This is a genomic window from Polynucleobacter sp. MWH-UH2A (assembly GCF_018687195.1).
In the GTDB taxonomy this organism is placed as follows: domain Bacteria; phylum Pseudomonadota; class Gammaproteobacteria; order Burkholderiales; family Burkholderiaceae; genus Polynucleobacter.
Genome location: NZ_CP061321.1, coordinates 1,410,272 through 1,427,430, shown reverse-complemented (window position 1 = coordinate 1,427,430; position 17,159 = coordinate 1,410,272). Strand labels below are relative to the sequence as shown.

Here is a 17,159-nt window from a genome sequence, read left to right as displayed (position 1 = left end):
CTTTAGATTATTTTCGTTTCAGTAAAAAGTATGCGCCTGGTAAAACAGATATCACAGTAAGTGCGCCATAACTCATTGAGGCGAGCACTGTGAGTGATGGACTAACTCCCCAAAGTGCCAAGACTGAAGATAGGGTTGCTTCACGCAGACCCCATCCAGAAATACTAATTGGTAGCATTAATAAAAGACTTAATGCAGGTAGCCCGATCATTAAGCTAGAGATTGGTGCTTCGGCACCATAAGCTCTTAAGCAAAAACCAAAGGCCAAAATAATAAATCCGTGAATTGCAATCGCGAAAATTGCTTGTGCAATATTCATTGGCCATGAGAAGGCGAGGCGTATGCCCGGCATAGCGTTGCCCATATTTAAACGAGTCAGTAACTTCTGTAATAGTTCGGTTGTGGGCTTCCAGGCTAAAACCAAGGCAATTATTAGTCCAGCCAGTATCATTACTGCTACTACGGCATAGCCAAGATTTTGTCCCCAGGCTGCAAGGGTGGCGCCGCCCAAAATAAGTCCAAGCCCACCTAATAAATTATTGCCTGCCAGTCCTAGTAGGCGATCCACGAGCACCATGGCAAAACTCAAACGCAATTTTGGAGTTGCATGCTCAAGGTCAACAGAATGATGTAACTCTTGGTCTAGCTCTTTTGTTTCACTAAGATTGCCAGCGCTATTAAGGTGTGTAGCAGTAATTGCGCGATAACTATCTCCGCCAAGAGTGCTTGGTAGACCTTGATTAATTAAGCCGCCCGCAAAGTACAGCGCAATGTATTTAAATAGGCTTCCCTGAAATCCCACACTGCGCATCAGAAAGCCCCAGCGTAAGCCGCCACAAATAAACGCGCAGCAAATCGCAAGCATTGCGGCAACTAGCCAGATAGGCTCCATCTTGATCTCTGAATCAAGGAGGGTGTGCCAATCAATTCCGCTGGTCGCTTTCCAAAGCAGGGCAACTGACAGCACGATTCGAATCGTTGGCCATGCACGTTTCAGAATAGATTTCCACCCAGCAGAGTCTTTAGGATTTGGGGTGGATGTAACTTGTGAACGCATAGGCGTAAGGATAATGCTTTGGGCGCCTAAGGTCTTGAATTTTGACGATTTACTTCGCTAACCCAGAGGCTTGCCAGTTGCTACAGAGGCTAAAGTCAAATTTAGACAAAATTTGCCCAAAACGCACAACCTCTAGACTGTCTAGGGGTTCACAACGCTCAAAAGAGTCTTGGGTTCCCACTGGAGCCGAAAAGGGCATCCCAGACCAGTTAATTAGCAGGATGTTTGCTCCTGGAGGTAGTTTGCCAAACCAAACATCAAATTGGTCTTGTCGTTGGTCCAATACAAAAACTGGGGTTGGCTTTGCATACCATGCGGCTCTGCTTCCCAATGTCCAGTTTTGTACGGCGATTCCTTGGGCTTTTGTTGCTTGTGTGAGTTGGGCCGCCTTTTGTCCTGCTAATTTCCAGCCATATAGATCTGCAACTGGGTTCGCTTTAATCGCACTTGAATTGATGCCGCCAGAAAGTACGTAGACAAACCCCATACAACAAAGCGCTACTTGAGAGATAAAAAGAATTTGTATGAGACGGCGATGTTGAGTTGTCCATGCCTTGGCTAAGCCAATGCCAGCAAAAGGAGCAAGACAAAACCATGCGGGTGATGTCCAATGTGGCAGACCGCCTCCTCCAGCGAGCGTCGCGAAGATGACAAATGGGATTGCAAAAAATCCCAGCAAAGCCCATATAGAAAGTTTGGCGCCATGAATGCAATGTTTAATAAATAAATATGCGCCAAGAAGTAATAGCGGACCGTAAACCAAGACCTGTACGCCAATATAAGCTAGCAATCTTCGCCATAGCCATGCACCGCCTGCACCATGAGCAATTTGATACTTAAATGAGATCCAGTCATTAGCCCAATTCCAATAAAGAATAGGGCTAATGAAGAAAAGGGCGATGATGGCAGCCAGCCAAAATCCCGCTGTATTGAGCCAAGATTTTCTGGGGCCGCTTAAGAATACAAACAGGAAGGCAAAAGCGCTAAAAATGGCCGTGTATTTGCTTAAGCCAGATAGACCTAATAGGATGCCAGTCAAAATCCAGTCGCGAGTACTAAAGCGATCTTTAGTGAGCCAGCGAATTGCCATCAACATTAATCCAAGACTTAGTGGCGCAAGTAAAGTATCGGGTAGTAAGCCGATTGCGAGAATGTGAGGAATGGGCGCGGCAATAATGGCAAGTACGGCCATTAATCCACAGGTATTTTGAGAAGGCAGAGCGCTGGTTAGGTAGCCGGCATTTCTACCTTGGATTAAATGGTGGATTTCTAATGTGACTTGGTAAACCAGATAACACGAAATTACCCAAAGGAGTTCTGGTACGAGTCGAATGATTCCTTCTGATGATGTAAGGACAACGAGTGGCCACTGTATCCAGCCAACTAATGGCGGATGATCAAAGTAGCTCCAAGCAAGATGTTGTGCATATAAGGCATAGTGAGCCTCATCTACTGAAAATTCAATTGCAAAGCCTAGGGCAAAGTGCATCAATGCCGCAATACAAATACTGATTGCAGCCCAGCTTGATGGTGAGTGTTGGCGCATATCGTAATTTTAGACTCAGTTGAGTAAAACTTTGGGACAATTCTGTTATGTACAAAATTGCCTTATCCATCATTTCACTCTTCATAATCGTTGCGCTATCAGGTTGCGCTGGATTTGGTGGCGGTTCGGTTCAGGATGAGTCTGGGCAAGCAATTCGTGTTGATCAGATTCCTGCTCAGGAAGACTTGCCAAAGTTCTCTGCAGAGGCGGCGCGTGAAGGTATGCCGCAGGGTTGGAGCTTTTATCGCATAGCCCCTTATAAAAAGAACACGGTCTATCGCCTAGAGAACTATCAGGGTAGAACCGTTTTAAGTGCAAGCTCCAAAACATCCGCATCGGGATTGGCTGTAAAGCTAAATCCAAAGAAAGCGACAAATTTGTGGTTGCAATGGGAGTGGAAGGCGCTGAGCGCTATGCCTGAGGCTGATAACAACGAAGGCTATCGCGATGATGCGCCTTTAAGGATCTTAGTTGCATTTGATGGCAACAAGTCCAAGCTGCCTTTAAAGGAAAAAATGAATTTTGAGATGGCGAATTTAATTAGCGGTCAAGAAATGCCTTATGCTACTCTGATGTATATCTGGTCTGGTAAATCCCCTGTTGATTCTGTCATCACCAATGCTCACACCTCGCGCATCAAAATGATTGTGGTGGATTCAGGTTGGGATAATTTGGGCCAATGGCACAAGCATCAGCGCGATTTATCGGCAGACTATAAACGTGCTTATGGTGAGACACCGGGTGATGTCATTGGGATTGCTTTGCTTACTGATACAGATAACACTAAATCAGAAACACGTGCGTTTTATGGCGATATCGAGTTAGTTCGCAAGCCCATCAAATAGCATTCTGCAATATAAAGCCTAACTAGAGATGCATGGGTCGCCAGCGTTTTAGTAAGAGGGCATTGCTTAGCACGCAGAAACTGGAGAGTGCCATGGCGCTACCTGCAAGCATGGGTGATAAATATCCGAGTGCCGCCAGAGGAATGCCTGTGGCGTTAAATGCAAAAGCCCAAAAAAGATTTTGTTGAATCTTCTGCCATGTTCTTTTAGAAATATCGATCGCATCCGCCACTAAGCTAGGGTCACCGCGCATGAGTGTGATGCCAGCCGCCTGCATTGCCACATCTGTACCCGTGGACATTGCCATGCCTACGTCTGCTGTTGCCAAAGCGGGCGCATCATTTACCCCATCGCCTACCATTGCAACATATTGCTTGGTTTGATTTTTTCCGGAAGTTTGCAATTGACGAATAATTTCTGCTTTGTTGCTTGGCAATACTTGCCCAAACACTTCATCAATACCAATAGATTGACCCACTCGTTTTGCAGCGGCTGCATTATCACCAGAGATCATCACAGTACGAATATGTAGCTGGTGCAAGGCAGAGATTGCTGCATTTGCAGAGCTCTTGAGTTCATCGCCAAAACCGATGATGGCTAAAGGTACTGATGGTGTTCCTGAATGCATCAGTACTGATACGGTTTGACCTTGATTGAGGCAATCTTGCGCCTTGGTCAAAATCTCTGAGTAGTGTGGGCTGCTCTCAAGTGAAGCAATGCTTTGAAGTAAGAGTTTTTGATTGGCCCAAGGTCCCGAGCTAGGGATACCGGCAATTCCAATGCCTGGTAAGGCTTCGCTTTGAGTTGGTGGGATAGGGATGGTACCGGCGGATTTAGCGGCGCCTATTAACGCTTTAGCTAATGGATGTTCGCTGCCCATTTGCAAGCCTGCGGCAGTTGCAAGAAGAGAGTTCTTATCGCTAGCGTTGCTGAGATCAATAAACTCCAGCACTTGTGGTTTACCAATGGTAAGGGTGCCTGTTTTATCAAAGGCAACGATATTGAGTCGATGCGCTAACTCTAAAACTTGGGGGTCTTTAATGAGGATGCCAAAGCGTGCTGCGACACCAGTGCCAGCCATGATTGCCGCGGGAGTGGCTAGGCCAAGCGCGCAAGGACAGGCGATTACGAGAACAGATACGGATCTTAAGATGGCAATAGATACAGAATCTAGATAGATCCAATTCGCTAATCCTGTAATCAAGGCAATGATGATGACGCTGGGAACAAAAATAGCGCTAACTCGGTCAACCAGTTTCTGAATAGGCGCTTTTTGTGTTTGCGCATCTTCAACCAAGGTGATGATTTTTGATAAGACGCTTTCCACACCAACTGCCGAAGCATCAATGATGAGAACGCCTTCACCATTTAGTGATCCGCCAATTACTTTTGCGCCAAGCGTCTTTTTCACGGGATCGCTTTCACCGGTCAGTAGAGATTCATCAATATGACTATTGCCTAAGAGAATCAGGCCATCTACCGGAATGCGTTCACCAGGCAATACTAGGACGCGATCGCCTGGAAACACTTGATCAAGTGGTAATTCTCGATATTGATCGAGGGCAACCCCATCTTTGATTTCAAGATTTGAGTTGAGTACTTTTGCATTTTCTGGCCACAACTTTTGAAGCGCACGAATCGCTTCGCTAGTTTGTCTTTTTGCTCTCGCCTCTAGCCATTTACCAAGTAAGACCATACAAATGATGACTGTGGAGCCTTCAAAGTAGAGTTCATGGTTAGCATGTGGTGAAGCAAGCATTTGATAAACGCTTAAGCCATATGCTGCACTTGTTCCAAGCGCGACTAGTAAATCCATATTGCCGGCACCAGCTAAAACAGATTTAAAGCCAGCCTTATAGAATCGCCAACCCAAAAAAAATTGCACAGGCGTTGCTAACAAAAATTGCCACTTTGAGCTAAGCGCCCAATGAATGCCAAATGGCATAAAAAACATGGGTAAGAAGAGTGGCGCAGATAAGGCGAAGCTCAGTAATACCCTTCCCAAACCATCTGAACCCCAAAACGCATGGGCGGGGTTTGGGGCAAGCTTGCCATGGGGCGAACTGATCTTGGCTCCATAACCTGTTTTTTGCACCAAATTGATGATTTCGTCTGCTGAGGTGGTGGAGCCTGGTTCTAGGCGGACTTTGGCTTGCTCCGTGGCCAGATTAACGCTGGCAGCCTCTACACCGGGGATGTGATCAAGCGCCTTTTCAACCCTTGCTACGCACGAGGCGCAGGTCATTCCATCAATATCTAGGGTAAAAATTGAGGGGTTTGTGTCTTTTTGCTGGCTCATATGGAAGATAATCTACCCCATAGAAGGCCAATTTACATAAAAAGGACGATATGTTGAGTCTAAAAGTGTCTGGAATGACCTGTGGAGGCTGTATTAATGCCGTGACTCGAGCCGTACAGGCTCAGGACCCCGCAGCTAAAGTGCAGGCCGATTTGGCAACCCAGATTGTGACCTTGGAAACAGCGCTTACTGCCGAAAAAGCGGCTCAGCTTATAACAGATGCTGGCTTTCCAGTTGTTCAATAAGCTTTTGTTTAGAATGACGCCAAACCTAACAAAACCCGTAGTTTTTGTTCCCAAAGGATCGTGATTTATGTTCTTCAGTAAGTTAATGCCTCACGATGGTAATTTCTTCGAATTGTTCAATGAGCATGCCGGGAATATCGTTGCAGCTTCAGAATCTTTCTTGAAGTTTGTTGAACATTACGGCGACGAAGGTTTACGCGCAAAATACACGCAAGATGTAGATAAGGCTGAGCATGCTTGTGATGATGTTGTGAAAGAAGTGCACCGCCGCCTACACAAAACATTTATCACCCCAATCGACCGCGATCAGATTTTTTCACTCATCAATACGATGGATGATGTTGCCGACTTATTGCAAAACGGCACAGAAGCAATGCACTTATATGATGTAAAGCAAATGACACCAGAGATGTTGCAAATGGCAGAGCTATGCAATCAGTGCTGCATCAGTATGCGAAATGCGGTGGGTACCCTCAAAGATATCTCTGACCCCGAGGTGGCTAAGGCAGCATTGAAGACTTGTGATGAAATCGATCACTTAGAGTCTGGCGCTGATCGCCTCCTATCCACTGCTATTACTAGATTATTCCGTGAAGATATCGAGGTACGTGAGCTCATTAAGTGCCAGCGTATCTATGAATTACTCGAGGAAGTTACAGACAAATGCGAAGACGTTGCCAATTTAGTTGAAGGCATTGTTCTTGAGAATTCTTAAGGCGAACTAAATTGCCAGCGATAGAAGTAGCTTTTTGGGTAGTAGCGCTATTGGTAGCGCTCGCATTGGTTTTCGATTTCATGAATGGTTTTCATGATGCGGCAAACTCCATTGCAACTGTAGTTTCTACTGGCGTTTTAAAACCACAGCAGGCAGTAGTTTTTGCAGCCTTCTTTAATTTCTTGGCAATCTTTATTTTTCATCTCAGTGTTGCCGCTACCGTAGGCAAAGGTATTGTTCATCCATCGGCAGTTGATTTGCATGTCATCTTCGGCGCTTTAGTTGGTGCAATCATATGGAACGTCGTGACATGGTTCTATGGCATTCCATCAAGCTCATCACATGCTTTGATCGGCGGTCTTCTTGGTGCGGCTTTACCAAAAGCGGGCATCTCCGGTTTAGTTTGGGCCGGGATCTTTAAGACAGTTGCCTTTATTTTTATCTCCCCTTTGGTGGGTTTCCTCTTAGGCTCTCTAACGATGTTGTTGGTGTCTTGGATTTGTCGTCATGCAACGCTATCCAAAACCGATCGTTGGTTCCGTCGTTTGCAATTAATCTCGGCGGGTGCATATAGCCTTGGACATGGCGGCAATGATTCACAAAAAACCATCGGCATCATTTGGCTGCTTTTAATTATTACCGGCTATACGGATGCTAGTGCAAGCATGCCGCCTCTATGGACTATTGTGTCTTGTTACGTTGCGATTGCGTTGGGTACGATGTTTGGTGGCTGGCGTATTGTGAAAACCATGGGGCAGAAGCTCACTAAGCTAAAACCTGTTGGTGGCTTTTGTGCTGAGACGGGTGGTGCGATTACCTTGTTTGCTGCAACAGCCTTGGGTGTGCCTGTCTCAACCACCCACACAATTACTGGGGCTATTGTTGGCGTCGGATCTACATTAAGAGCGAGCGCGGTTCGTTGGGGCGTGGCCGGAAACATCGTATGGGCTTGGATTTTCACGATTCCGGCAACTGCTTTGATGTCGATGCTGGTGTATTACCTCAGCTTAATCATCTTTTAATTTAGCTTCGCGAGATCACTCGCTCATATTTCAAGCAATTTTTTGCTGGTGCGGTTAATCTACCCCTTGTTGATTCAATATTATTTGCAACCCTGTGAGTTACTTCAGGAGTTGCTTGCTATGGGAGAAAGTTGTGTCAGTTACTGTTGAAGCGGTTCAAGGTGCGTTAAAAAGTGTGGTCGACCCCAATACAAACGTCGATTTCGTTACCGCTAAAAATATCAAGAATCTCAAAGTAGAGGACGGCGATGTTTCTCTGGATATCGTTTTGGGTTATCCAGCAAAAAGTCAGTTTGATGCTATTCGTAAAGCCGTAATTAATGCTTTACGTAACTTGCCGGGCGTTAAAAATGTCAGCGTGAATGTCGCTAGTCAAATCGTTGCGCATGCTGTGCAGCGGGGCGTCAAGTTATTGCCTGGCGTGAAAAATATTATTGCAGTAGCAAGCGGAAAAGGTGGTGTTGGTAAATCCACTACCGCTGTGAACTTAGCGCTCGCTTTAGCTGCGGAAGGCGCGCAAGTGGGCATATTGGATGCTGATATTTATGGACCAAGTCAGCCGATGATGTTGGGCATTACTGGTAGACCAGATTCTCTTGAGGAGAATACGATTGAACCAATGGAAGGCCATGGTTTGCAGGCCAGCTCGATTGGTTTCTTAATTGACGATGATGCCCCGATGGTTTGGCGTGGTCCGATGGTGACTTCAGCATTAGAACAATTACTGCGTCAAACGCGCTGGCGTGACTTGGATTATTTGGTGGTGGATATGCCACCAGGCACTGGCGATATTCAATTAACACTTTCTCAAAAAGTGCCCGTAACAGGCTCAGTGATTGTGACCACGCCACAAGACATTGCCTTGCTTGATGCCCGTAAGGGTCTCAAGATGTTTGAAAAGGTGGGCGTGCCAATTGTTGGCATTATTGAAAATATGAGCACTTATGTTTGCCCTAGCTGTGGACATGAGGAGCATGTATTTGGTACTGGTGGCGGCGAAAAAATGTGCAAAGACTATGGCGTTGAATTTTTAGGCGCCTTGCCACTCAATCTATCGATTCGTGAGCAAGCGGATGCGGGTAGACCTACCGTGGTGGCTGACCCGGATGGCGCTATTAGTGCCATTTACAAAAATATCGCTAGACGAGTTGCTATTAGAGTCGCTACGCTATCTAAAGATATGAGCAGTAAATTCCCCAACATCGTCGTTCAAAACACTTAAGAAGTTAAATCCTTATGCGCTTTGCTGTACTCATGCGTAAACAAAAAATGGATAACCCATGGGTTTCACATCGCTGGGTGCCTCAGGAGGTTTTGCCTGATTTTGAAAGTTTTGAAAATAATGCGCCTCTCGCCATTATTGGCAGACTTCATGAGCGTGATGCTGAAGGTGAAACATGGCTATTTTCTGGGTTTGAGTTAGATCTTTTTCAAGATGAGGCAGAAGGTTATTACCTCAATACTTCAGCTATCACACCTTGTTGGTTTGTGATGTGGCGCCTTGAGGAAGATATCGATCGGTATATTGATGCACAGTCTCTTCCGCTGGCTAGAGTTGATGCGACTATTGCCGTGCCTCATCGAATTTGCGTGAGCTATCACGAGGCAGCGCGCTTGCTTGATGGTGGTGAGTCAGTCGATACAGTGCCGATGAGTCAGGAACATACTGCATGGTTACAAGAGTATGTAGACGAACATTACCGACCTGAGCCCAAGAAACGACATAAGCCTGCATCCTTCAAAGGTGCAGAGCGGCCAGCGGAGTAGCGATGACAGAAGGTTTTTTCAGTCGCTGGTCGCGTCGCAAATCTGGTCAAGAAAAAGAGTTGGATTTGCCCGATGAGTTGGCTAAACAAGTTCCCGTTTCGCCTGCTTCTGATTCTAGTTCAGCGGTAAAAGTAGATGCAGTAGATCAAGCTGAACCTCCAGCAACATTTGAAGATGTGGAGAAAATTGATCGGTTTTCTCCAGACTTTTCTGCCTTCATGAAGCCCGGGGTGGATCCGGCCGTGCAGCAGGCCGCCTTAAAGAAGATGTTTACTGATCCGCACTTTAATGTGATGGATGGATTAGATATTTACATTGATGATTACTCGAAGCCAGATCCACTGATGCCAGGCATGTTAGAGCGCATGGTTCAAAGTGATATGTTGAACCTCTTTCGTAAGAAACCAGATGCAGCTACAGCAGAGGGGCACAAAGTTCAGTCGGCTGACTCACCATCTAACCCAGAAAATCAGGCTTTAGCGGCAGAATCTAAAACTGATTTAACATCCACACATATTCAGAGGTCTAACGAGTCGACAGACTCGAGCGACCCCTTATCAGAGTTAGAGCAGAAAAAAACCTAGAAGGTTGTTAATGGGTCAAAAATTCGTATGTAACTGCAATGGCACAATGCCCTTGGATGCTAAAGCTCTGGGCGTAACCATGCACCATTCTTTGTGCAGACAAGAGCTTAGCTCTTTCTTGAAGGGCTTAGACAGCCCTGAATCTATAGTGGTTGCCTGCACTCAAGAGGCTTCCTTATTTAGCGAGTTAGCAAGTCAATCTGAAAAACCGTTAGTTGCACCCTTAAAGTTCGTCAACATTCGAGAAGTTGCTGGATGGACTCAGGAAGCAAAAATATCCGGACCAAAGATCGCTGCATTATTGGCATTAAGTGAGATGCCAGAGGCGGAAGCCGTGCCCGTAGTTAATTATGAAAGCCAAGGTAGGTTATTAATTTTGGGCCCTGGTGCACAAGCGATCCCTTGGGCTGAAAAGCTTCAAACTTCTTTGGATGTATCTGTTCTTTGTACCGAGCCGAGCGAACTTCCATTGGCTCGCGATTACCCCATATACAGCGGTGTGATTACCAGCTTGGATGGATATCTTGGTCATTTCACAGTGACTTGGGAGGCGCAAAATCCTATTGATTTAGAAATGTGCACTCGTTGCGGAGCATGTCTAGAAGCCTGTCCAGAAAATGCAATTGATCTCTCGTTTCAAATTGATTTAAGTAAATGTAAAGCGCATCGTTCTTGTGTAACTGCTTGCGCAAGTATTGGGGCAATTTCATTTGATAGAGAGGAGCGTGAACGCAGCTCTGAATTTGATCTGATATTGGATTTGCGTCCAAGTCCCGCAATGCGCATGAGTCAAACGCCCCAAGGTTATTTTGCGCCAGGCAGCGATCCCCTTGAACAGGCCTTGATCATGAATCAATTGCTGGAGATGGTGGGGGAGTTTGAAAAGCCCAAATACTTCGTCTACAGCGACAAAGTTTGCGCGCATGGCCGCAATGGCAAAGTGGGCTGCAGTGCTTGCATTGATGTCTGTTCAACAGGAGCAATCAGTTCTCTTTTTAAGAATGGTCAAGGAACGGTAGAGGTTAATCCCAACCTTTGTATGGGTTGTGGTGCTTGCTCTACGGTTTGCCCATCTGGGGCGATGCGCTACAACTATCCAAGTGTGTCGCATCAAGGAAAAGAATTAAAGACGCTTGCTAGTGTGTTTGGCGCTGAAGCTACAAAACTTAATTTGGAGCTGACACCAAGTCTGTTATTGCATAACTACAAGGCAGGCTCACAATTAATTGATAGCCTGGGCCGTTCCGCCCATGTGTTGCCAAAACAATTCGAGGGGCTTCCTGCTTTTCTGGTGCCATACGGTATTGAGCATATTGCGTCAACAGGCCTAGAGTTATGGCTTAGTGCGCTTTCCTATGGATTCACTGAAGTTATTCTGCTTCTGAGTGGTGACGAAGATCCCGCCTATCGTGAGGCTTTGATTAACCAAGTCAAATTAGCCAATTCAATTTTGAATGCCTATGGTTTTGAGGATCGTGTTCATTTGTTAATGGTCGATTCGCAAGAAGACTTGCGTACAGTATCCAAAGCAATGGGGGATTTACGTCAACGCGGTTCATTGACACCCATTTGTTCACCAGCGAGTTTTGGCCTATCGAATCAAAAGAGGGAAACCCTAGAAGCGGTCTTAGAGCATCTGCAAAAACAAGCAAAGACTCGTTTGCCGGAGGTTGGCGCTCCTCTTCCAAAAAATTCTTTATTGGGCGGATTGGCAATCAATCGAGATGCGTGTACCTTATGCATGTCATGTGTCGGCAGTTGCCCAGAGGGTGCGCTTCTGGATAATGTTGATGAGCCCATACTGTCTTTTATTGAAAAGCAGTGCGTTCAATGCGGGATCTGTGTGCAAACTTGCCCAGAAAGTGCGCTGACCTTAAGCCCGCGCTTGCAAAGCGTTGAGCAACGTAAGCAAAAGCAAACGCTAAATGAGACTCAGGCTTTCCATTGCATCAGTTGTGGGAAGCCATTTGGGACTGCAAAAATGGTGGATCTCATGCTCGCTAAGTTGGGAGCGCATAGCGCATTCAGTGGCGCGGCGATGGATCGTTTAAAAATGTGTGGTGATTGCCGTGTCGTGGATATGGTGAAGAAAGAGATATGACAGATCAGAGTTCGCAAAAGATAAATAAATCCTCGGCTACTGAGGTTGGGGATGTAGGCTTGCCAGAAGATTTGGCACGAGCAGATCTCTATGGATTGATTGCACGCTTTTTTCATTTACCACCAGATCAAGAATTTCTAAATCAAATTGCCGCTACCGCTGATCAGCAGGGGGCCTCCGATGATGCGCCATTAGCTAAGGCATGGTTGGATGTAGTGGAGGTAGCAAAAAACAATCCTGCGAAGGCCTGGCACGATGAGTTTGATTTGAACTTTATTAGCGTTGGTAAGCCCAATATCGTTTTAAATGGCTCCTTTTATCTAGCTGGCCACCTCAATGAAAGACCCTTGGTCAATATTCGCAAAGCGCTTGAAGAGTTTGGTCTTGAAGCTGCCGAAGAGGTCACCGAAACCGAAGATCACATCTCCACACTGTGTGAAGTGATGCGCTACCTGATTGCTGGGGATGATGTGGAGATATCAAACCTTACAAATCAAAGAGTCTTTTTCAATGAACATATTCGCCCTTGGTATGGTGAATTATGTGATGCTATTCAAGACCTTCCGGAGATGCATCTTTACCATCCTATCGCCACGCTCACTAGAGAGTTTCTCGATATCGAAGGCCAAAGTTTTGACATGATTTAATGTTGCGCTGCAATATGGGGAATACCTTATCTCCTATTCGCCATATAGATATGTCAAAAGTGCAATAAGTGATTAAACTTGACTATAGTCAAGAAAAATTACAAAGGAGCATGCCGTGAGCACTAAAACTAAAGTAGCTTCAAGCAAAGAGACTAAGACTTCTCGTCGAATGTTCTTTATTGGTGCAAGCGCTGCAGTGGGTACTGTGGCCGTGGCCTCTAACACTTCAGTTGGCAAAGCAATCACTCAAGAAATTGCTGGTGTAACTAAGGATTCGGAGGAGACAAAATCCATGACTGAGCACATGCGTAAATATTACGCAAGCACCATGATTTAAGAGATTGATATTTTCAAGCTCGCTGTTCTTAAATAAATAAAAAAATTTCTTAGGGATAAAACATGAGTCTGACTCGTAAATCCACTACACCTCAAAGCAGTCGATCTACAACACGCTTGATTGGTAGCTTGTCTCGTGGCCTGAAGGCGGCAGTTCCAACAATGGACCGCCGAACCTTTTTGAAGCGCTCTGGAATCGGGGTTGGCGCAGGAATTGCTGCAAGCCAATTAAGCCTAGTGCAAAAGGCGGTTGCTGAGCCAAGCAAAGCCATGCTGGACGGCAAAGGCAAGATCGAGGTTAAGCGTTCTATTTGCACTCACTGCTCGGTGGGATGTGCGGTAGATGCAACCGTTGAGAATGGTGTTTGGGTTCGTCAGGATCCTGTATTTGATTCACCAATTAACATGGGTGCTCATTGCGCCAAAGGTGCAGCGTTACGTGAACATGGTCATGGCGACTATCGTTTACGTTATCCAATGAAGTTGGTGGATGGCAAGTATCAACGCATTTCTTGGGATCAAGCACTCACCGAAATTACCGCTCAGATGAAGAGCATTCGCGAGAAATATTCTCCAGATGCGATGTTCTTTATCGGATCTTCTAAGCACAACAATGAACAGGCCTACTTGCTGCGTAAGTGGGTCTCTTTCTTTGGAACAAACAATACAGACCACCAAGCTCGTATTTGTCACTCAACCACTGTTGCTGGTGTAGCGAATACATGGGGCTATGGCGCCATGACCAATAGCTACAACGACATGATGAATGCCAAAGCAGCTTTGTACATTGGTTCAAATGCGGCAGAAGCTCACCCAGTATCGATGTTGATGCTGCTGCATGCCAAAGAAAATGGCTGCAAAGTGATTGTGGTGGATCCACGCTATACCCGTACAGCAGCAAAGTCTGATCAGTATGTGCGTATTCGTTCAGGCACCGATATTCCTTTCTTGTTTGGCGTGCTGTATCACATCTTCAAAAATGGCTGGGAAGACAAAAAGTACATCAACGATCGTGTTTACGGAATGGAAGAAATTCGTAAAGAGGTCATGGAGAAATGGACGCCTGCAGCGGTCGAGGAGGCCTGCGGTGTTCCTGAGGCACAAATGTACAAAGTTGCCGAAACGATGGCAAAGAATCGTCCAAGTACCGTTGTGTGGTGCATGGGACAAACTCAACACACCATTGGTAACTCCATGGTGCGTGCTTCCTGCATTTTGCAGTTAGCTTTAGGTAACGTGGGTAAATCGGGCGGTGGTACCAACATCTTCCGTGGTCACGACAACGTTCAAGGCGCAACCGATGTAGGTCCTAACCCAGATTCCTTGCCTGGTTACTATGGCTTGGCAGCTGGCTCATGGAAGCACTTTGCAACTGTTTGGGGTGTTGATTACGACTGGATCAAAGGTCGTTATGCCCCAGACATGATGGAAAAATCAGGCACCACAGTCTCTCGTTGGGTCGATGCCGTTCTTGAGAAGAATGACATGATCGATCAACAGACTAACGTGAAGGGGCTCTTCTTCTGGGGTCATGCGCCTAACTCACAAACGCGTGGTTTGGATATGAAACGCGCGATGAATAAGTTGGATCTATTGGTAGTGGTTGACCCATATCCAAGCGCAACTGCAGCGATGGCAGCAATGCCTCCGGCAGAAGGTGATACGGTTAACAAGAATCGTAATGTTTATCTATTGCCAGCAGCAACTCAGTTTGAGACAGTAGGAACAGCAACTGCTTCAAATCGCTCTTTGCAGTGGCGCGAAAAAGTAATCGATCCATTATTCGAGTCCGTACCGGATCACGTGATCATGCAAGCTTTTGCTGATCGCTTAGGTTTTGGTGAGGAATTGTCTAAGAACTACAAGATTCTCAATTCTAAGTTCGCTGGCAAACAATGGAGAGAGCCACAGATCGAAGATATTCTGCGCGAGATTAACCGCTCTGTTTGGACTATCGGATATACCGGTCAGACACCAGAGCGTTTAAAAGCACATATGAGAATGGTTGCCACTTTCGATCCGAAGACTTTGAAGTCTCGTGGCGGTGTTGATCCAGTCACTGGATACGATACGACTGGCGATTACTATGGTTTGCCTTGGCCTTGTTATGGCACGGCGGCAATTAAACATCCGGGCTCACCAAACCTGTATGACACCAGTAAGAGTGTGATGGAGGGTGGTGGCAACTTCCGCGCTAACTTTGGTGTTGAGCGCGATGGTGTCAGCTTGCTGGCTGGTGATGGCTCTTGTTCTAAAGGTTCCGCAATTACTACTGGCTACCCAGAGTTTGACCACGTATTAGTGAAGAAACTAGGTTGGTGGGATCAGTTAACTGAAGATGAGAAGAAGTTGGCTGAAGGCAAGAATTGGAAGACTGACTTGTCTGGTGGTATCCAGCGTGTTGTGATGAAGAACGGTTGCCATCCGTTTGGGAATGCGAAAGCTCGCGCAGTGGTTTGGAATTTCCCAGACCCAGTCCCGATTCACCGTGAAGCGCTTTACAGTACCAATGCAGCAATGATGCGCAAGTATCCTACTTCTGCAGATAAGAAGAACTTCTGGCGTTTACCAACGTTGTATAAGACAGTTCAAGATCAAAACTTGAACAACAAGCTTTACGAGAAGTTCCCAATCATCCTGACTTCAGGTCGTTTGGTGGAGTACGAGGGTGGTGGTGATGAAACCCGATCTAATCCTTGGTTGGCTGAACTTCAACAAGAAAACTTTGTGGAGATCAATCCAAAGGCTGCGGCAGACCGCGGTATTAAAAACTGGGATTATGTTTGGGTTAAATCACCTACGGGCGCCAAGATCAAGGTGCGTGCATTAGTAACGGAGCGCGTTGATCAAGGAACCGCTTGGGTTCCATTCCACTTTGCCGGTTGGTGGCAAGGCGAGAACATTCGCAAGTACTACCCAGAAGGCGCCGCCCCAGTGGTTCAGGGCGAAGCTGTCAACACTGCTACAACATATGGTTATGACCAGGTCACGATGATGCAAGAGACCAAAACAACCATGTGCCAAATCGAAAAATTTGCCTAAGTAAAAAACAAAGAGATAAGGTCAGGAGAACACAATGGCAAGAATGAAATTTATCTGCGATACGGAGCGTTGCATTGAGTGCAATGGCTGTGTCACTGCTTGTAAGAATGACAACGAAGTGCCTTGGGGCGTCAATCGACGTCGTGTGGTCACAGTAAACGATGGCATTATTGGACAGGAAAAATCAGTATCTGTGGCTTGTATGCACTGTACCGATGCTCCTTGTATGGCGGTTTGTCCAGTAGATTGTTTTTACCGCACCGATGAAGGCGTCGTGCTTCATGACAAAGATATTTGTATCGGTTGCGGCTACTGTTCATTTGCCTGCCCATTTGGAGCCCCTCAGTTCTTGAGTAAAGGCGCCTTTGGTTCTCGTAGCAAGATGGATAAGTGCACATTCTGTAGCGGTGGACCAGAAGAGAATGGTAGCGTTGCAGAGTTTGAGAAGTATGGACGCAATCGCTTGGCAGAAGGTAAGTTGCCTTTGTGTGCTGAGATGTGTTCTACCAAGGCATTGATTGGTGGCGATAGTGATGTGATTACTGATATTTTCAACAATCGCGTTAAAACCCGCGAGAAAAATGGAAAGTATCCTGGCTCCAAGGCATTTGGTTGGACAACTGCTTATGGCGGTCCAGATACACCAGCACCAACGCCAACACCTGCTGCAAAAATTCCGGGGGCTAAATAATGAAAGTACTCTACAAGATCCTTGGTCTTAGCATTGTTGCTGGCTTGCTGACTGCTTGTTCTGAGCCTCCTGAGATTGCGGCAAAAGCAGCCAAACGGCCTGATGTCGCCCCTTATATGGGCGCTAATAATGGTTTTGTCACAAAAGTTTGGACGCCTGGCAATCAAGCCAGCTGGACTGAATCGATTGACAAGCGCAATCAAGGTCAAAACGAATACAGTCGTATTAAGTGATCATCTAAAAACAATAAATAAAACGATAA

At 46.2% G+C, this 17,159-nt stretch carries 16 protein-coding genes; 13 read left to right on the top strand and 3 right to left on the bottom strand.

The annotated features are described in order from the left end of the window. Positions 1 to 7: 7 nt before the first annotated feature. Together IC571_RS07460 and IC571_RS07455 are read right to left on the bottom strand one after the other, a co-directional pair. Entirely contained in the window at positions 8 to 1,057 is a 1,050-nt protein-coding gene (locus IC571_RS07460) for a lysylphosphatidylglycerol synthase transmembrane domain-containing protein (RefSeq protein ID WP_215315694.1), read from the bottom strand. Between the two features lie 49 nt (positions 1,058 to 1,106). After that, the gene (locus IC571_RS07455; RefSeq protein ID WP_215315693.1) at positions 1,107 to 2,603 is read right to left on the bottom strand and encodes a glycosyltransferase family 39 protein; all 1,497 of its coding nucleotides are present in this window, start codon (positions 2,601 to 2,603) and stop codon (positions 1,107 to 1,109) included. A gap of 47 nt (positions 2,604 to 2,650) precedes the next feature. Here IC571_RS07455 and IC571_RS07450 point away from each other — a divergent pair, with 47 nt between their 5' ends. Beyond that, positions 2,651 to 3,448, top strand: a complete 798-nt coding sequence (locus IC571_RS07450) for a DUF3047 domain-containing protein (RefSeq protein WP_215315691.1) — start codon at positions 2,651 to 2,653, stop codon at positions 3,446 to 3,448. A 22-nt stretch (positions 3,449 to 3,470) separates the two neighbouring features. On the opposite strand, the gene IC571_RS07445 is transcribed toward IC571_RS07450, so the two are convergent. Next, positions 3,471 to 5,747, bottom strand: a complete 2,277-nt coding sequence (locus IC571_RS07445; RefSeq protein ID WP_215315690.1) for a cation-translocating P-type ATPase — start codon at positions 5,745 to 5,747, stop codon at positions 3,471 to 3,473. Positions 5,748 to 5,797: 50 nt separating this feature from the next. Here IC571_RS07445 and IC571_RS07440 point away from each other — a divergent pair, with 50 nt between their 5' ends. The 12 genes from IC571_RS07440 to IC571_RS07385 all read left to right on the top strand — a co-directional run bounded on the left by IC571_RS07440 (position 5,798) and on the right by IC571_RS07385 (position 17,130). After that, positions 5,798 to 5,992 (top strand): heavy-metal-associated domain-containing protein, encoded by a 195-nt coding sequence (locus IC571_RS07440; protein ID WP_215315688.1) that lies wholly within the window; start codon positions 5,798 to 5,800, stop codon positions 5,990 to 5,992. Positions 5,993 to 6,059: 67 nt separating this feature from the next. Beyond that, positions 6,060 to 6,707 carry a DUF47 domain-containing protein gene (locus IC571_RS07435; protein ID WP_215315687.1) on the top strand — a complete coding sequence of 216 codons (648 nt, stop codon included), beginning with the start codon at positions 6,060 to 6,062 and terminating at the stop codon, positions 6,705 to 6,707. An 80-nt stretch (positions 6,708 to 6,787) separates the two neighbouring features. Further along, a complete protein-coding gene (locus IC571_RS07430; protein ID WP_371742912.1) occupies positions 6,788 to 7,729 on the top strand; it encodes an anion permease in 942 nt (313 codons plus the stop codon). A 133-nt stretch (positions 7,730 to 7,862) separates the two neighbouring features. After that, positions 7,863 to 8,951 (top strand): iron-sulfur cluster carrier protein ApbC, encoded by a 1,089-nt coding sequence (apbC, locus tag IC571_RS07425; protein WP_215315684.1) that lies wholly within the window; start codon positions 7,863 to 7,865, stop codon positions 8,949 to 8,951. A gap of 32 nt (positions 8,952 to 8,983) precedes the next feature. Next, complete coding sequence (locus tag IC571_RS07420; RefSeq protein WP_251373306.1) at positions 8,984 to 9,496, top strand: DUF3305 domain-containing protein; 513 nt, start codon at positions 8,984 to 8,986, stop codon at positions 9,494 to 9,496. Positions 9,497 to 9,498: 2 nt separating this feature from the next. Then, positions 9,499 to 10,080, top strand: coding sequence for a DUF3306 domain-containing protein (locus tag IC571_RS07415; protein ID WP_215315682.1), 582 nt, complete (start codon positions 9,499 to 9,501; stop codon positions 10,078 to 10,080). A gap of 10 nt (positions 10,081 to 10,090) precedes the next feature. Beyond that, positions 10,091 to 12,181, top strand: coding sequence for a 4Fe-4S binding protein (locus IC571_RS07410; RefSeq protein WP_215315681.1), 2,091 nt, complete (start codon positions 10,091 to 10,093; stop codon positions 12,179 to 12,181). Then, positions 12,178 to 12,828, top strand: a complete 651-nt coding sequence (locus IC571_RS07405; protein WP_215315680.1) for a molecular chaperone — start codon at positions 12,178 to 12,180, stop codon at positions 12,826 to 12,828. Before IC571_RS07410 ends, IC571_RS07405 begins: the two co-directional genes overlap by 4 nt. Before the next feature lie 115 nt (positions 12,829 to 12,943). After that, positions 12,944 to 13,165, top strand: a complete 222-nt coding sequence (locus tag IC571_RS07400) for a hypothetical protein (RefSeq protein ID WP_215315679.1) — start codon at positions 12,944 to 12,946, stop codon at positions 13,163 to 13,165. Between the two features lie 62 nt (positions 13,166 to 13,227). After that, positions 13,228 to 16,206 (top strand): formate dehydrogenase subunit alpha, encoded by a 2,979-nt coding sequence (locus tag IC571_RS07395; RefSeq protein ID WP_215315678.1) that lies wholly within the window; start codon positions 13,228 to 13,230, stop codon positions 16,204 to 16,206. Positions 16,207 to 16,240: 34 nt separating this feature from the next. Further along, a complete protein-coding gene (fdh3B, locus tag IC571_RS07390; protein WP_215315677.1) occupies positions 16,241 to 16,897 on the top strand; it encodes a formate dehydrogenase FDH3 subunit beta in 657 nt (218 codons plus the stop codon). Next, positions 16,897 to 17,130 carry a hypothetical protein gene (locus IC571_RS07385; protein WP_215315676.1) on the top strand — a complete coding sequence of 78 codons (234 nt, stop codon included), beginning with the start codon at positions 16,897 to 16,899 and terminating at the stop codon, positions 17,128 to 17,130. Before fdh3B ends, IC571_RS07385 begins: the two co-directional genes overlap by 1 nt. Positions 17,131 to 17,159: the final 29 nt, after the last annotated feature.

Excerpts from the sequence above, each read along its gene's own strand:
- IC571_RS07460 (WP_215315694.1), bottom strand. The coding sequence starts at position 1,057 with ATGCGTTCACAAGTTACATCCACCCCAAATCCTAAAGACTCTGCTGGG.
- IC571_RS07395 (WP_215315678.1), top strand. The coding sequence starts at position 13,228 with ATGAGTCTGACTCGTAAATCCACTACACCTCAAAGCAGTCGATCTACA.
- IC571_RS07415 (WP_215315682.1), top strand. The coding sequence starts at position 9,499 with ATGACAGAAGGTTTTTTCAGTCGCTGGTCGCGTCGCAAATCTGGTCAA.
- fdh3B (WP_215315677.1), top strand. The coding sequence starts at position 16,241 with ATGGCAAGAATGAAATTTATCTGCGATACGGAGCGTTGCATTGAGTGC.
- IC571_RS07385 (WP_215315676.1), top strand. The coding sequence starts at position 16,897 with ATGAAAGTACTCTACAAGATCCTTGGTCTTAGCATTGTTGCTGGCTTG.
- IC571_RS07455 (WP_215315693.1), bottom strand. The coding sequence starts at position 2,603 with ATGCGCCAACACTCACCATCAAGCTGGGCTGCAATCAGTATTTGTATT.
- IC571_RS07435 (WP_215315687.1), top strand. The coding sequence starts at position 6,060 with ATGTTCTTCAGTAAGTTAATGCCTCACGATGGTAATTTCTTCGAATTG.
- IC571_RS07450 (WP_215315691.1), top strand. The coding sequence starts at position 2,651 with ATGTACAAAATTGCCTTATCCATCATTTCACTCTTCATAATCGTTGCG.
- IC571_RS07420 (WP_251373306.1), top strand. The coding sequence starts at position 8,984 with ATGCGTAAACAAAAAATGGATAACCCATGGGTTTCACATCGCTGGGTG.
- IC571_RS07445 (WP_215315690.1), bottom strand. The coding sequence starts at position 5,747 with ATGAGCCAGCAAAAAGACACAAACCCCTCAATTTTTACCCTAGATATT.
- IC571_RS07440 (WP_215315688.1), top strand. The coding sequence starts at position 5,798 with ATGTTGAGTCTAAAAGTGTCTGGAATGACCTGTGGAGGCTGTATTAAT.
- IC571_RS07405 (WP_215315680.1), top strand. The coding sequence starts at position 12,178 with ATGACAGATCAGAGTTCGCAAAAGATAAATAAATCCTCGGCTACTGAG.
- IC571_RS07430 (WP_371742912.1), top strand. The coding sequence starts at position 6,788 with ATGAATGGTTTTCATGATGCGGCAAACTCCATTGCAACTGTAGTTTCT.
- IC571_RS07410 (WP_215315681.1), top strand. The coding sequence starts at position 10,091 with ATGGGTCAAAAATTCGTATGTAACTGCAATGGCACAATGCCCTTGGAT.